This is a genomic window from Clostridium aciditolerans, assembly GCF_016316925.1.
GTDB lineage: Bacteria > Bacillota > Clostridia > Clostridiales > Clostridiaceae > Clostridium_AM > Clostridium_AM aciditolerans.
This window is the reverse complement of the sequence record NZ_JAEEGB010000007.1, coordinates 148,259-162,700: the sequence shown is the minus strand read 5'-3', so window position 1 is coordinate 162,700 and position 14,442 is coordinate 148,259. Positions and strand designations below refer to the sequence as shown.

Annotated in this window: 17 protein-coding genes and 1 riboswitch; of the genes, 13 read left to right on the top strand and 4 right to left on the bottom strand. The window is 29.7% G+C overall.

Annotation, left to right across the window (positions count from 1 at the left end; translation table 11 throughout):
* The first annotated feature begins 396 nt into the window (after window positions 1–396).
* The 3 genes from I6U51_RS07980 (at window position 397) to I6U51_RS07970 (ending at window position 2,921) form a co-directional block, all read left to right on the top strand.
* Window positions 397–1,716 (top strand): M48 family metallopeptidase, encoded by a 1,320-nt coding sequence (locus tag I6U51_RS07980; RefSeq protein WP_211142145.1) that lies wholly within the window; start codon window positions 397–399, stop codon window positions 1,714–1,716.
* Between the two features lie 162 nt (window positions 1,717–1,878).
* Window positions 1,879–2,574, top strand: a complete 696-nt coding sequence (locus I6U51_RS07975) for a metallophosphoesterase family protein (protein ID WP_211142144.1) — start codon at window positions 1,879–1,881, stop codon at window positions 2,572–2,574.
* A 17-nt stretch (window positions 2,575–2,591) separates the two neighbouring features.
* Window positions 2,592–2,921: a hypothetical protein gene (locus I6U51_RS07970; protein WP_343069580.1), complete on the top strand. Its 330-nt coding sequence runs from the start codon at window positions 2,592–2,594 to the stop codon at window positions 2,919–2,921.
* A 59-nt stretch (window positions 2,922–2,980) separates the two neighbouring features.
* Here I6U51_RS07970 and I6U51_RS07965 read toward each other — a convergent pair whose 3' ends face one another.
* Complete coding sequence (locus tag I6U51_RS07965; RefSeq protein ID WP_211142143.1) at window positions 2,981–4,294, bottom strand: aminotransferase class V-fold PLP-dependent enzyme; 1,314 nt, start codon at window positions 4,292–4,294, stop codon at window positions 2,981–2,983.
* 282 nt (window positions 4,295–4,576) lie between these two features.
* A riboswitch (cyclic di-GMP riboswitch) is annotated at window positions 4,577–4,660 on the top strand.
* A 74-nt stretch (window positions 4,661–4,734) separates the two neighbouring features.
* Between I6U51_RS07965 and I6U51_RS07960 the strand changes: the two genes are divergently transcribed.
* Genes I6U51_RS07960 through I6U51_RS07950 form a run of 3 tightly spaced genes read left to right on the top strand, consistent with a single transcriptional unit; the run spans window position 4,735 to window position 6,663 of the window.
* Complete coding sequence (locus I6U51_RS07960; RefSeq protein ID WP_211142142.1) at window positions 4,735–5,106, top strand: response regulator; 372 nt, start codon at window positions 4,735–4,737, stop codon at window positions 5,104–5,106.
* On the top strand, window positions 5,103–5,738 hold the full coding sequence (locus I6U51_RS07955) for a chemotaxis protein CheC (RefSeq protein ID WP_211142141.1): 636 nt from the start codon (window positions 5,103–5,105) through the stop codon (window positions 5,736–5,738). The genes I6U51_RS07960 and I6U51_RS07955 overlap by 4 nt, the downstream gene beginning before the upstream one ends.
* The gene (locus I6U51_RS07950; protein WP_211142140.1) at window positions 5,731–6,663 is read left to right on the top strand and encodes a sensor domain-containing diguanylate cyclase; all 933 of its coding nucleotides are present in this window, start codon (window positions 5,731–5,733) and stop codon (window positions 6,661–6,663) included. Before I6U51_RS07955 ends, I6U51_RS07950 begins: the two co-directional genes overlap by 8 nt.
* A 111-nt stretch (window positions 6,664–6,774) precedes the next feature.
* Here the strand turns inward: I6U51_RS07950 and I6U51_RS07945 are convergent, their stop codons facing one another.
* The 3 genes from I6U51_RS07945 to I6U51_RS07935 are packed head-to-tail and all read right to left on the bottom strand — an operon-like array spanning window position 6,775 to window position 10,322.
* Window positions 6,775–7,881, bottom strand: a complete 1,107-nt coding sequence (locus I6U51_RS07945; RefSeq protein ID WP_211142139.1) for a DegT/DnrJ/EryC1/StrS family aminotransferase — start codon at window positions 7,879–7,881, stop codon at window positions 6,775–6,777.
* A gap of 20 nt (window positions 7,882–7,901) precedes the next feature.
* The gene (locus I6U51_RS07940) at window positions 7,902–9,083 is read right to left on the bottom strand and encodes a DegT/DnrJ/EryC1/StrS family aminotransferase (protein ID WP_211142138.1); all 1,182 of its coding nucleotides are present in this window, start codon (window positions 9,081–9,083) and stop codon (window positions 7,902–7,904) included.
* Between the two features lie 39 nt (window positions 9,084–9,122).
* On the bottom strand, window positions 9,123–10,322 hold the full coding sequence (locus tag I6U51_RS07935; protein WP_211142137.1) for a MerR family transcriptional regulator: 1,200 nt from the start codon (window positions 10,320–10,322) through the stop codon (window positions 9,123–9,125).
* Between the two features lie 143 nt (window positions 10,323–10,465).
* Here I6U51_RS07935 and I6U51_RS25065 point away from each other — a divergent pair, with 143 nt between their 5' ends.
* From I6U51_RS25065 to I6U51_RS07905, 7 genes are all read left to right on the top strand, one after another.
* Window positions 10,466–10,600, top strand: a complete 135-nt coding sequence (locus I6U51_RS25065; protein WP_281395940.1) for a hypothetical protein — start codon at window positions 10,466–10,468, stop codon at window positions 10,598–10,600.
* A 133-nt stretch (window positions 10,601–10,733) separates the two neighbouring features.
* Window positions 10,734–11,558, top strand: a complete 825-nt coding sequence (gene aroE / locus I6U51_RS07930; RefSeq protein ID WP_211142136.1) for a shikimate dehydrogenase — start codon at window positions 10,734–10,736, stop codon at window positions 11,556–11,558.
* Entirely contained in the window at window positions 11,551–12,051 is a 501-nt protein-coding gene (locus tag I6U51_RS07925; protein WP_211142135.1) for a shikimate kinase, read from the top strand. The genes aroE and I6U51_RS07925 overlap by 8 nt, the downstream gene beginning before the upstream one ends.
* 14 nt (window positions 12,052–12,065) lie before the next feature.
* Entirely contained in the window at window positions 12,066–12,509 is a 444-nt protein-coding gene (gene aroQ / locus I6U51_RS07920) for a type II 3-dehydroquinate dehydratase (RefSeq protein ID WP_211142134.1), read from the top strand.
* 174 nt (window positions 12,510–12,683) lie between these two features.
* The gene (locus I6U51_RS07915; protein ID WP_211142133.1) at window positions 12,684–13,256 is read left to right on the top strand and encodes a nitroreductase family protein; all 573 of its coding nucleotides are present in this window, start codon (window positions 12,684–12,686) and stop codon (window positions 13,254–13,256) included.
* 40 nt (window positions 13,257–13,296) lie between these two features.
* Complete coding sequence (locus tag I6U51_RS07910) at window positions 13,297–13,674, top strand: VOC family protein (protein WP_211142132.1); 378 nt, start codon at window positions 13,297–13,299, stop codon at window positions 13,672–13,674.
* Between the two features lie 23 nt (window positions 13,675–13,697).
* Window positions 13,698–14,420, top strand: coding sequence for an MBL fold metallo-hydrolase (locus I6U51_RS07905; protein ID WP_246517158.1), 723 nt, complete (start codon window positions 13,698–13,700; stop codon window positions 14,418–14,420).
* Window positions 14,421–14,442: the final 22 nt, after the last annotated feature.

The following is a 14,442-nucleotide window of genomic DNA, read 5'->3' as shown; positions in this document are numbered from 1 at the left end:
ATTTTAAATTTACATAATATATAAATGTATAATTAATAATTACAGTGCTAATTCATTTTAGTATCTTCATTTTACTATATAATATTCTTTATATATAGGGTAATAAAGCAGAAAGTCTATATGGATACTTTTCTTTGGCACTCAGCTTATTAGTGGTATTCATAGCTGTACAACTTCCATACTGTTAATAATTTTAAGTATAAGCAGGCACCCAAAATCTTAAGCAAGTATCCAAAATCTATGATTTTAAGATGATCGCTTACACAGAGTGTTGATTTTGAGATGATTGCTTTTAAAATATGATAATATATAAAATGTGAGAGAATGATGAGGATAAAGAAAAGATAACTAGCATATATTAAAAATATATTAGCAAGGACATTTATGGGGGTAATAATGAAGAAGGAACTTACAGTATCAATAATTATATTTATATGTTTAATGATTGGATTTCTATTTAGTGTAAAAATTACTGAAGAGCAAAATAATAAAAGTTTAGTTCAAAACTATACATATTCATCAGAGTATAGGAAGGGTAATGGAAGTTATACTCAGATTGCCAAGCCATCAGAGAAGGCTATAGAATATCAGCAGAAAAAAGTAGCAGTATGGATTACAAGAATAGTTTTAAGTATGATTATTCCAGCTGTATTCTTGTTTTCTGGACTATCAAGTTCTATGAGAAACTGGGCACAAAATAAAAGCAGTATGTTTTTGACAACTATTATATTGTACTTTGCATTGTATTACACGATAAGTTCACTGTTGACGATGCCTTTAGACTATTACAGTAGTTATGTGCTTAAACATGCATATGGTCTTTCTAATCAAACCTTTGGTAAATGGGTTAGCGATTTTTTCAAGAGTTACAGTATTGGGATATTGTCAGGTGCGCTATTCATATGGATTCCTTATTTACTAATTAGGAAGTCGCCAGACTATTGGTGGTTACAGTTAGGAATATTAATAATTCCAATAATATTTTTTGTAACTTTTATTTCACCAGTATATATTGATCCTCTTTTCAATAAATATGAAAAGATGCAAGATACAGTTCTGGAGCAGAAAATTTATGATGAAATAAGTAAAACAACTATTGGGAATAGTAAGGTTTATCAGATAAATAAAAGTGTAGATACAAAAGAAATGAATGCTTATATGACGGGGGTACTTAATACTAAACGAATAGTTCTTTGGGATACAACAATTAAAAATCTTAATCAAAGAGAAGTATTGTGCATTGTAGCTCATGAAATGGGCCACTACCTGATGGGACATGTGTGGAAGGCAATAATCTTTGCAGGAGCCTCCTTTATATTAATTCTTTATTTAATTAATAAAAGTGCAATTTGGATATTAAATAAATCTGGAGGGGTATTTGGATTTACTAAACTTCATGATATAGCATCTATTCCTCTTATAATATTGCTGGTAAATATTTTTATATTTGTAGCTACACCATTGTCTAATGCTTATTCCAGATATACGGAAATGGAAGCAGATAGATTTGAATTAGAACTTACAAAGGATAACGAAGCCTCGATATCCTCAACTATTAAACTTCATGAAGAAAGTCTCGTATTGCCAACTACAGGAGTGGTATATAAACTTTGGAACTATACTCACCCAACCTTCCAAGAAAGAGTAGAATTCGCAAATAAATATAAACCCTGGGAGGAAAACAAACCTCTCAAATATGGAAAGTATATAAAATAGCATAGGAGTACTTGGCCGAAAGTTAACTTATATCTCTTTATATAAGTTAACTTTCTAGTTAATTTCCCCATAGATAGCGAATTCTAAAACTAAAATTTTGATATTTATAATGATGTTTTGTGGTATAATTTACAATATAACCTATAGATGGGAGGTAGAGCTATGAAAATAGCGGTAATTTCAGATGTACACGGTAATTTAGAAGCGTTAAAAGCTGCGTTAGAAAGCATTGAAAAATCAAAGGTTGATACAATAGTTTGTTTAGGGGACTTAGTTGGATATGGACCTTATCCCAATGAAGTAGTTGAACTCATTAGAGAACAAAGAATAATGAACATATTAGGCAATTATGATGCAGCAGTTTTGGAAGAAAAGTTTAATTACATAAGAGATAATGAAGTAAATAAGTTTTGTATGCCTTGGGCAGCAAAAGAGTTAAAAGAAGAAAATAAGGCATATTTAAGATCGCTTCCTAGACAAATAGTATTGGAATTTGAGAATAAGAAGATGTACTTTGTGCATGGAAGTGTAAGAACAATAAATGAATATTTAAAGGAAGATTCTAGAGAAGCGGAAGATGTCATGGAAATATTTGAGGGGAATATTTTAGTATGTGCTCACACTCACATACCATATGAAAAGTCTTATGGTAGTAAACTTTTATTAAATGATGGAAGTGTAGGTAAGCCAAAGACTGGAAGACCTAATGGCACTTATTTAATAATAAATATAGATAAAGAAAAGGTTGAGAGTGAGATTGTTGAATTTGCTTACAATTATGAAAAAACAGCAAGGGCAATGGAAGAAAAGAAAATACATGATAGTTGTATAAATAGCATAAGAACTGGAGTAGAATAAGGTTTGGAGGGGAAATCGTGGAGAATAACAAAATTTTTAAAGGACTCTATATGAATGCTATGCTGCTGGGAGACAGATTGAGGGTTGCTCAAAATAAAGGTTTTACTAATAAAAACTTGGAGGAATCTTATGATGAAATAATGTTTGAGGATATGAATTTACATCATATAGAGTTTGCACCAGCAAGATCAATAATTATTCAGGGATACTTACATATTCCATTTAATAAAAAGTTAACACTTACAAGTATTTTTAAAGGAAAAGCTAAGGAATTAAAAATTTGGTTTAATAAAGATGGAAATGAACAGTTCGAGGAGTTAAGAGAACTTCTCATGGAAAAAAGATAGAATAATAAAAAGAAAGGTATACATCAAAAAAATTGTATACCTTTTTATATGAGTTTTTATTATTGTAGATGAGATCTGTTTTTTATAATTTTATTTATTGTCTTAACTAATATATCTACCTCAGAGTAGGTATTGTAAAAGCTGAAGCTAAGCCTAACCATTCCTGGACGTTTTGAATCCTTGTTTTTTTGATAATGCTCCATTTCATCTAATGGGATTTTTAATAATCTTCTAATATATGGGTGTGCACAAAAACAGCCGCTTCGCACTGCAATTCCTGATATCCTAGATAATTCTTTAGCAGTAATTTCATGATAAATACCTTCTATATTAAAAGGTAATATGGCAACTTTCTCACAATCATCACTAGTATCGCAGTAAATAGTAACTTCCGGTATTTTTTTAAGCTTACTTAAGGCATAATTGTAAATGTCCATTTCATGCTTATCTATATCTTTCATACCTAGATGTTTAAGTGTTTTAATAGAAGCAGTTAAAGCTATAACTCCCATGATATTTGGAGTTCCTGCCTCGTTTTTATCAGGAGGGTCTGCCCAGGTTACGAAGTTATCTGTTACGATATCTATAGTGCCTCCGCCAACGTGATCTGGTTCTGCCTGTAAAAAAAATTCCTTAGGTCCTATAAGAACTCCTATACCAAAAGGAGCATACATTTTGTGAGCTGAAAATGCAAGGAAGTCTATACATCTCTCCCTTCGTGAGGATTTCATACGAATAGGGTAATGAGGTACTAGTTGAGCGCCATCTACTAATATTTTTGCATTATAACTATGGCATATACTAGCTATTTCATATATTGGATTTTTATAACCAGTGACGTTGGAAGCTCCTGTAACGCACACAAGCTTAACTTTTCCATTATATTCTTTTAGCTTATTTTCTAAATCATCTATTTTCAATTTCCCTAAATCGTCTACATCTATATAATCAACTTTAAACTTATTTCTCCAAGGTAAGTCATTAGAATGGTGCTCCATTCTTGTTGTTAAAACTACACAATCCTTATATATAGTTGAAAAAGCATAGGACAATTTATTTATAGCTTCGGTAGCATTTTTTACATAAATAACTGTATTTTCACGATAATCGCAGTGAACAAAATCACATACAATTTTTCTGGAATCTTCATAAATTTTAGATGAAAATATGGATTTGTAGCCTGTCCCTCTGTGAATTGATGAATAATACTTTGAAAAATCAATTATTTCACCTAAAACGGAAATAAGTGGAGGAGTAGTAGCGGCATTATCAAAATTTATGGCAGTTATCGATTTCCCACTCTCATTGGGGATTTTCTCATCTACACCAGCAATTATTTTTCTATAATTAGATTTTGTTTTATCGTGATACATGATAAATCACTCCCTATACTAATAATATGCAGCATTAATGTAGGGAGTGATTTTATTTATCATAAATATGAAATTATATTAACTTAAAGTTAATTAAAGACAGATTTTTTAATATAATAAAAGTAACATAGGTAGTTATAATATTTTGATGGAATTTACATCATTAAATATTAAATGTTGATTTTTTTGTTTTTATTTAGTAAAATTACATTGATTATTATAAATAATTATATAATTATGAATTTATATTTTTATATATGTAAATATGCTTGAGAATTATCTAGCAAAGTTGGAAGCAATGAAAAATTCCTTTTATGTGGGCACCTTAGGAATTTTGAGCTAGTGGTGCACCCTGCCAACAATTAATTAATATTAATTAATTGTTGCTTTTTTTTTACATTTATTATAAAAAAGTTGCAAATAGAAGAGAGGAATTCATTATGTTAAAAATTTTGATTGTTGATGATTCAAATTTTTCTCAAAGAACAATGGCTAATTTAATAAAAAAATTTTTAGAGGATGTGGATATTTATTTTGCAAATGATGGACAAGAAGGACTAGAAGCATATAAAAAAATTAGTCCAGATTATACATTTGTAGATTTATTGATGCCAAATATGAGTGGAAAGGACATGATAGGATTAATAAAAGAATTTAGGGCTGAAGCAAAAATAATTGTAGCCTCTGCAGACGTACAAAAAAGAGTTAGAGAAGAAATAGAAGAATTAGGTATAATGTCATTTATAAATAAACCTTTTAATGAAGAAAAAGCAAAATTTATATGTGAAATGATAAGGAATGATTTAAGATGATTGATAATACACTAAGAAAAGATATATTAAAAGAATTATTCAATATAAGTGTTGGTAAATCAGCTAGTATCCTTTCAGAAATAATTGATAAAAAAATATTATTAAATGTACCTGATGTAGAGATATTGGATATAAAAGACAATAAAATTCAATTAGATAAATATTTCAATGATATAATAGAAGGTGCTATTATGGTATCCTCAATTTCTTTTAAAGAAAGATCAGCAGGAAGAGCCAGCTTGATTTTTCCCGCTGATAAAATGAGGAATTTTATAAATCTTTGTCTTCATGAGGAGAGCAAAGATGAATATTGTGATTTGAATTTTACAGATATAGATTTTGATATTATAAAAGAAGTAGGAAACATAGTTTTAAATTCTATTATTGGAGAAATTGGCAATTATATAAATATAAAGTTTAATTATATGTTACCTGAAATAAAAGTATTTAATAGAATGGATATTGAGGAATTTATAGAAAATGAAGAATATACATACATTTTAATGCTATATGTAACCTTTAATATAGAAAATTCAAAGATTGAAGGAGCTATTGTAATTAATTTGACATTAAAGTTTTTAGACGAGATATTGAAAAAAATATATATGATGGAAGTCGATTTTAATGGATAAAATATTACGTGACACATTAGATTGTATAAATGAAGGAGCTATAGTATTAAACGAAAAATCTGAAATATTATATTGGAATAATTATATGGAATATTTAACTGATATAAAACTAGAGAATGTACTCAAAAGTAATATATATAGCGTTTTACCAGGTTTAAATAAAAAATATTTTAAAGATTTAATTGAAAATGTAATGCAAAATGAATGTAAAATGTTTCTTTCAGCAGCTATGCACAAGGGCCTGATCAGCAGCGATAAAAAATTAAATTTAAAAATAAGTAAGTTAAAAAGTGACGATAGAAAGGTTATTCTTATTGAGTTTATTGATGTAACAAATCAATTCCTTCATATTGAGCAGTTAAGAAAATATGTTCATGATTTATATAAATTAAATAAAGAATTAAAAGAAAAAGAAAAGATTATAAAAAACTTAGCTTATTACGATAAATTAACGGGTGTTGCAAATAGAACATTATTTTATAAATATGCTGAGAAATTTTTAGATAGTGCCAAAAGAAACAATAGTTTGTTAGGATTGATGTTTATAGATGTTAATAAATTTAAATATATAAATGATACGTATGGACATGAAATAGGTGATAAAGTTCTTATTAAAGTTGCTGATATATTAACCAAAGCTACAAGAAAAAACGACGTAGTTGCTAGATATGGTGGGGATGAATTTTTAATATTATTACCGGATATAAAAAGTCTTGATAATTATAAACCTATAGTTTCTAGAATTATTAATAATAAAAACAAAACTATAAATAATGAAAAACAAATAAATATATCGCTAAGTATTGGAGTTAGCTTTTATCCAAAGAATGGAGATACTATTAATGAATTAATAGTAAAAGCTGACAAGGCAATGTATGTTGCAAAAAATAAAGATGGGGAAGATAATTACTTTTGTGATATATAGGATTTTTATCAGAGGACAGTTGACAGAGGACAGAGGGCAGTGAAGGTGAGTTTTCCTCCTTCACTGCCCTCTGTCAATTGTCCTCTGTCCTATAAAAAATAATACGTCGTATTATTTTTTATAGAATTTCTTTATAGTCTCACATACAAAATCTACTTCTTCCTCAGTTATCTCTGGGTAGATTGGAAGAGCTAGAATTTCCTCTGAAATCTTTTCTGATACAGGGAAATCACCTTTCTTATGTCCTAGATAGCTGAAGCATTTTTGCATATGAAGAGGTATTGGGTAGTAAATGCTGTAACCTATTTCGTTTTCCTTTAGGAAATTAGCAAGTTCATCTCTTTTTTCTGCTAGTATATTAAATACATAGTATACTGGACTTTGAGGTCCTTTAATCTTAGGGAATCTTACATACTCGCAGTCTGATAACTTATCCATATACCAGTTAGCAATAGTTTCTCTCTTTTTAATAGCTTCGTCTATGTATTTTAATTTAACTGAAAGTACAGCAGCTTGAATTGAATCAAGTCTGGAGTTATATCCTATATAGTCATAGTGATATTTTTTAGAAGCTCCATGAACTCTGAACATCTTAGTCATTTGAGCTAAGTTATCATCGTTAGTAACTATCATACCACCGTCACCATAACCGCCTAGTGTTTTTGTTGGGAAGAATGAGAATATACCCATATCACCAATAGTACCAGAGTGTTTGCCATTCCATCTCATACCAAAAGCTTCAGCAGCATCTTCTAAAACTCTTATATTATGCTTAGTGGATATTTCCATTATTCTATCCATGTTATTCATTTGAGAGAATAGGTGAATTGGTATAATTCCTGCTGTATTTGAGTTTATTTTTTCTTCTATTTTAGTTGTATCTATTTCAAAAGTTTCCTCATCAATGTCTACAAAAACTGGTTTTGCATTATGTTTTGCTATACAAGAAGTTGATGCTAAGAATGTAAATGGTGAAGTAATAACTTCTTTACCAGAAGTAAAGCCTAAAATGTGTGAAGCTATTACCAAAGCATCTGTACCAGAAGCTACACCGATTGCGTGCTTAGCTCCAGTATACTTTTTTATTTCCTCTTCAAAATTTGTAACAGTAGGTCCTAATATAAAACTACCTTTTTCTATAACGTCAAATATTGCCTTATCAAATTCTGCTTTTTTTTCATTATATTCTCTTTGAGATGTATAAAAATTAACTTTCATATTTACGTACCTCGCTTAATTTATTTTGCCATAACTTTTTCAACTGCTTTAATAAGTTCCTTAACTACATACTCAGCATCTTCTAATGTAAGAAGTGAGTAAAGTGGTACAGAAATTTCATTTGCATATTGTGCATAAGCATTTGGATAATCTTCTATCTTATAGCCAAGGTTTTTATAAAGAGTGAACATTGGCAGAGGAATAAAGTGAACATTAGTAGCTATATCCATATCAGCTAATGTTTTTATAACCTCAGCTCTTTGTTCTTCATTAAAGCCTTTAATACGTAAAGGATATAAGTGATAAGAAGTTACAGTTTCGCCTTCTCTTTCGAAAGGTAGTATAGCCCAATCCTTTTCACCTAAGTGTTTAGAATAAATATCAAATATTGCTTTACGCTTTACAAGCATATCTTCATATCTTGTTAATTGTACTAAGCCAATAGAAGAAGCTATATCTGTAAGATTGCATTTGTAACCATCTGTTACTATATCATATTGCCAAGCTCCAGCTTTCATCTTTGAAAGAGCATCCTTTGATTGGCCATGTAAAGATGCTAATTTAAATTCTTTATATAAATCTTCTCTGCCTTTAAAGTTATTATCACCAAAGCTTATAGCTCCACCTTCAGCAGTAGTAAAGTTCTTTACTGCATGGAAAGAGAATATGTGGAAATCCGCTTGACCTCCGACTCTTTTTCCTTTATATTTTGCACCGAAGGAATGGGATGAATCAGATACAAAAATTATATCTTCACGATTCTTTTTCTTTAACATTGCACGAACTGCATCATAGTCTACTGGTATTCCAGCAAAATCAACAGTATAAATTGCTTTTGTTTTAGGAGTAATAGCATCTGCTATTTTCTCTATATCTATTATGAAACTATCCTTTTCAACATCTACAAATATTGGCTTGATACCTCTATGCAAGGAAACGCTAGCAGTAGCAGTATAAGTATAAGGAGTAGTTATAACTTCATCTCCTTCTTTTATATCAAAAACTTTTAATACAAGCTCTAAACCTGCAGTAGCACTGTTTAATGCAACAGCCTTGTTAGTTTCTAGATATTCTGCTAATTTTGTTTCAAATTCAGCAGTTTTAGGTCCGGAAGTAATCCAGCCTGATTTTAAAACCTCAACAACTGCATCAATTTCTGCTTGAGTTATATCTGGTGGTGAAAATGGTATTTTTTTATTCATTATAATCAATCCTTTCATTTTTACCTTATTAAACTTTTATTATTTTCTTCCTTTAAAAAAACCTGTGTCTTTAGTAATATATATTCCTCCAGTTTCTTTGATTTCTTTTTGCAAAAAATCTATAAGCTGCTGAAGTTTTTCATCAGTAAATATTTCTTTTGTGTTCCCAGGCATAGAAAATATATAATCAATAAGGGGAGTTGGGTGAGTAACTACTAAACTATCATTATATCTATTTAGTTTTACCTCTTTAAACCATTTTGAAACCTGACCCAAACCATTTTCTAGCTGAAAACTTTCAGTAGAGTCCCAACTTTTTGTAGTTATGCTTTCAGAATTAAATCTTGAGACAATTTCTCTCATCTCTTTCATGTGGTTTTTACCAACAGTGGAAGCGTAAAAATATCCATTTGGTTTTAAAACTCTCTGTATTTCAGAAAATGCCTTTTCTCTGTCTGGTACATGATACAACATATGATTTGCTATTACAACATCGAAACTACAGTTTTCAAAGGGAATGTTTTGTGCATCTACAATTTGAAATTTAAATCTTTGAGATTTAGTATCTAAATTTTTTTTAGCATCTTTAAGCATTCCATTGGAAAAGTCCGTTAATGTAATATTCCAGCTTATAGGGATATCATTAAAATTTTTCTCCCAAAGGCTACCGTCACCACAGCCCAGTTCTAATATATGTGCATTTTCTGGAACTTGCATTTGATTAAAAAACCAATTCATCCAGCCTTCTTTATTAGTACTGAAAAGCTCATGAATTCTTATTCTTGCCTTTAAGTTTGAAGCATTTTCGTATTGTTCAGACCACTTTTTATCTATGTTTATTACATTAATTATGTTTATAAATTTATCCCAGTTTAATACATTGCTCTTATCCAGCATATGGACAGTTTCATCTATTGACTTTATGACCATTTGTATATGCTGTATTTTTTCTTCCATTATGGACTTTTGTATTTCTAAAGATTTTTTAAAGTCTTGGTCATTTATGTCATGTTTCATTATATTGGCAATATCATCTAAAGAGAGTCCTATGAACTTTAATGTTAAGATTTTTTGAAGTCTTCCAAAGTCCTGCTTGCTGTATAACCTATGACCTAGATCGTTGTGACAGTTAGGCTTTAATAAACCTATTTTGTCATAATATCTTAAAGTCCTTAAAGTAACTCCAGCTTTTTTGGCAAATTCACCTGTAGTAAATAAAGTATTTTCCTTTTCGGACATTTTACCACCTCTACTTAGACTATTTTAACACATGACGTAAGGTAAGGTGCAAGTATTTTTTTGCAAGAACAGATAAATTTGCTATAGTTTTAATCACAATTTTATTTATGGTATATAAACTAAAAGTATAAGGGGTGAATTACATGGGGCGTAGGAAAGGATGCAGACACTGTATATATAGATATTTTGACTGCTGTAGGTATTGCAATATTTTAGGATTAGAGCCTAACTCTGATTTGATACTTGTAATAATTATATTAAAACATATGAGAAGATAAAGATAACGTAGGGTTTCTTTGTGAAACTCTATGTTATTTTTATATTTTAGATTTTTTCTTTATTATGTAGTAAAATTTTTGTAATATATTATTATGAGTATAGAAGAAATGTAAGGTGAGGTGCAAAAGAATAATGAGTAACATTTACGGACTTATAGGAGAAAAATTAGGACACAGCTTTTCTCCACAAATTCATAACATGATTTTTGAAAATATAAACCCAAAAGCGGTATATAATTTATTTGAAATTAAAAAAGAAAATTTAGAAAAAGCAGTAGAAGGACTTAAGGCTCTTGAAGCTAGAGGAGTAACTGTTACCATACCATATAAAGTAGAGATAATTAAGTATCTTGATGAGATATCTCCTGAGGCTGAAAGAATAGGAGCTGTAAATACAGTAGATTTTAAAAATGGAAAGTTAATTGGATATAACACAGATTATTATGGCTTTGGTGAAACATTAAAAAAAGCAGCAATAGATATTACAAATAAAAGTGCAGTAATATTAGGTACTGGCGGTGCATCTAAGGCGGTAGTTCAGTATTTAATAGATAATAATATTGGGGAACTTATATATGTAAGTAGAGAGCCTCAAAAGGTCAACAATCTAGGAGATTTTAAAGTAATATCCTATGAGCAATTACATGAGCTAGAAAATAAGGATTTAATTATAAATTGTACTCCATGCGGTATGTACCCTAATGTAGAGAATAGCCCGGTAAGGAAAGATATTTTAAAAGAATTTTCAGTAGCTGTTGATATAATATACAACCCTCTAGAAACAAAATTTTTATCTGAGGCAAGAGAGTTAAATTTAAAAACAATAAATGGACTATATATGTTAATTGCTCAAGCAGCTGCTGCTCAGGAAATTTGGCATGGAATAGAGATAAGTAATAATGTTGTAGATAAAATATATGAAAAACTACAGCTTATGATAGGTGAAAATAATGAATAAGCTAAATAAAAATATTATTTTAATAGGTATGCCAGGCTGTGGAAAAACAACAATAGGCAAGGTTTTAGCTAAGAGACTTAAAGTCGAATTTATTGATATGGATTGGTATATAGAAAAACAATCTGGAAAAACAATTTCTAAAATTTTTGAAAAAGGTGAAGAATATTTTAGACAATTAGAAAATGAAGCTGCCAGAAAATTAGGGGAGAAAAATCAAGTTATAATATCTACAGGTGGAGGAGTAATAAAAAACCTAGAGAATATAGAACTGCTAAAGAAAAATGGAATAGTAGTTTTTATAGACAGACCAGTAGAAGATATTAAAAAAAACATAGAAACCTCTAAAAGACCTCTTTTAAAACAAGGTGTAGATAAAATTTACGATTTATTTAAAGAAAGATACAATATATATAAAGAGTGTTGTGATTTTCAAATTATAAATGACAGTAGTATTGATGAAATTATACAAAAAATAATTAAAATATTAAACTAAAAGGAGAAAGTACAGTGAAGATATTAGTTATCAATGGGCCTAACTTAAACTTTCTTGGTATAAGAGAAAAAGGTATATATGGAGATAAAAACTATGAAGATCTCTGCAACCTTCTGGAAGAAAGGTCCAAGGAATTAAAATTTGAACTAGATATAGTTCAAAGTAACATCGAAGGAGAAATAATAAACCATATACAAAGGGCATATAATAAAAAGTACGATGGTATAGTAATTAATCCAGGAGCATACACTCACTATAGTATAGCTATTTATGATGCTTTAAAATCCGTAAATATTCCTTCTGTTGAGGTGCATTTAAGCAATATACATAGGAGAGAAGAATTTAGACATAAATCTGTTACAGCTGCTGCTTGCGTTGGGCAAATTTGTGGCTTTGGATTCTTGGGATATGTCATGGCATTTCAAGCATTAATTGACTACCTTGAAAATAGCAAATAAATTAATTATAGTAACCTACAGGAAACCTAAGTACAAAAAAGTGCTTTCTTGAATAGAGTTTTTATATAAAACTATAATGGTTATATAGAATATATTTTACAATAAAAATTCTAATAATAATTTTGTACTATTAGTTGTGGTTTTAACTAAGGTACTGCAAGGGGTGTGTAAAAGTTGATTAGAGAACTAGTTTTGAAAAACAGAACTTATAGAAGGTTTTATGGGGAACATAATATAAGTATGGAGAGCTTAAGAGAATTAATTGATCTTGCTAGAGTATCTTCATCTGGAACAAATATGCAGCCATTAAAATATATTTTATCTAATGACAATGTAAAGAATGAAAAAATATTTAAGCACCTTAGATGGGCTGGATATCTAAAGGATTGGGATGGTCCGGAGGAAGGAGAAAAGCCTAGTGCATATGTAATAGTGCTTAAAGATTTGAACATAAGTAAAAATTGTTGGTGGGATCATGGTATAGCTGCACAAAGCATACTCCTAGGAGCTGTTGAAAAAGGATTAGGCGGTTGTATGTTTGGCAGCATTGATAGAGTTGGATTGGCAAAGGATCTTAATATTAATGATAATTATGAAATTCTTATGGTAATTGCACTCGGTAAACCAAAGGAAGAGGTAGTACTAGAAGAGCTACAGCCATCAGGAGATATTAAGTATTGGAGAGATGAAAAAGCTGTTCACCACGTACCAAAGAGAAAATTAAAAGATATCATTTTAGATATTTAATAAAACTGGCTAAATTTATTAATAATAAGAGGTGTTAAAAATGAAATTTAAATTTGAACATAATAATATCAATGTGCTAGATCTTGAAAAGAGTGTAAACTTCTATAAAGAGGCATTAGGCTTTGAAGAGGTTAGAAGATATCATGCCCCAGATGGAAGCTTTACTTTAGTATTTTTAAAGGATGCAGGCAGTAGTCATACATTAGAACTTACATATCTTACAGATAGAAAAGAGCCATATAATTTAGGAGATAACGAAATACATATGGCTGTAACAACAGATGACTTTGATAAAGCATATGAGCACCACAAAAAGATGGGTTGTATATGCTACGAAAATAAGGGGATGGGACTTTACTTTATAGCTGATCCAGACGGCTATTGGACAGAAATTTTACCAAATAAAAATGTAGTATAAATGATCTTGAGGTGAAGTTAAATTTGAATAAAGCAAAAATACACTATTTATATCATGATGGATTTATAATAGAAACAAAATCTAATATTTTAATCTTTGATTACTTTAATGATGATGTTGAAAAAAGAACTTTGCAGCATGGTGTGATTTGCAGAGAAGCACTACAAACAGAAAAAAACGTCATGGTGTTTGTTTCTCACTCGCATTTTGATCACTTTAACCCAATTATATTTTCATGGAAAGAAATAAATCCTAGCATAAAATACATTTTAAGTACTGATATAGAAAAAAATGATGATTTTCCTGAAGTTATCTATATATCAGAAGGTGAAAATATAGAGGTTGATGACATAGAGATAAAGGCATATGGATCTACAGATATAGGAATATCCTTCTTAGTAAAGGTAGATGGAATTTCCATATTCCATGCCGGAGATCTAAATTGGTGGCATTGGAAAGAAGATAGTGATGAAGAAAATTCAGCTATGGAAAAAGCCTTTAAGAAAGAAGTAGAAAAGTTATCTAATGAAAAGATAGACATAGCATTTTTTCCTGTAGATCATAGGTTAGAAGAATACTACTACCTTGGAGGAGAGTACTTAATCGAAAGGGTAAAACCAAAACTTTTTATACCAATGCACTTTGGTGATAACCCAGAAATAACAAAAAGCTTTAAAGAAAAGATGACTAACCGCTCCTCAGATATTGTAGAGATACATGAGAGAGGGCAGGAGATATTGTTTTAAATTAGATGAAAACAAATAATTT

Coding starts and splice junctions, on each gene's coding strand:
- I6U51_RS07945 (WP_211142139.1), bottom strand. CDS start 7,881: ATGAAAGTTAATTTTTATACATCTCAAAGAGAATATAATGAAAAAAAA.
- I6U51_RS07950 (WP_211142140.1), top strand. CDS start 5,731: ATGGATAAAATATTACGTGACACATTAGATTGTATAAATGAAGGAGCT.
- I6U51_RS07935 (WP_211142137.1), bottom strand. CDS start 10,322: ATGTCCGAAAAGGAAAATACTTTATTTACTACAGGTGAATTTGCCAAA.
- I6U51_RS25065 (WP_281395940.1), top strand. CDS start 10,466: ATGGGGCGTAGGAAAGGATGCAGACACTGTATATATAGATATTTTGAC.
- I6U51_RS07925 (WP_211142135.1), top strand. CDS start 11,551: ATGAATAAGCTAAATAAAAATATTATTTTAATAGGTATGCCAGGCTGT.
- aroE (WP_211142136.1), top strand. CDS start 10,734: ATGAGTAACATTTACGGACTTATAGGAGAAAAATTAGGACACAGCTTT.
- I6U51_RS07980 (WP_211142145.1), top strand. CDS start 397: ATGAAGAAGGAACTTACAGTATCAATAATTATATTTATATGTTTAATG.
- I6U51_RS07940 (WP_211142138.1), bottom strand. CDS start 9,083: ATGAATAAAAAAATACCATTTTCACCACCAGATATAACTCAAGCAGAA.
- I6U51_RS07910 (WP_211142132.1), top strand. CDS start 13,297: ATGAAATTTAAATTTGAACATAATAATATCAATGTGCTAGATCTTGAA.
- I6U51_RS07960 (WP_211142142.1), top strand. CDS start 4,735: ATGTTAAAAATTTTGATTGTTGATGATTCAAATTTTTCTCAAAGAACA.
- I6U51_RS07955 (WP_211142141.1), top strand. CDS start 5,103: ATGATTGATAATACACTAAGAAAAGATATATTAAAAGAATTATTCAAT.
- I6U51_RS07975 (WP_211142144.1), top strand. CDS start 1,879: ATGAAAATAGCGGTAATTTCAGATGTACACGGTAATTTAGAAGCGTTA.
- I6U51_RS07965 (WP_211142143.1), bottom strand. CDS start 4,294: ATGTATCACGATAAAACAAAATCTAATTATAGAAAAATAATTGCTGGT.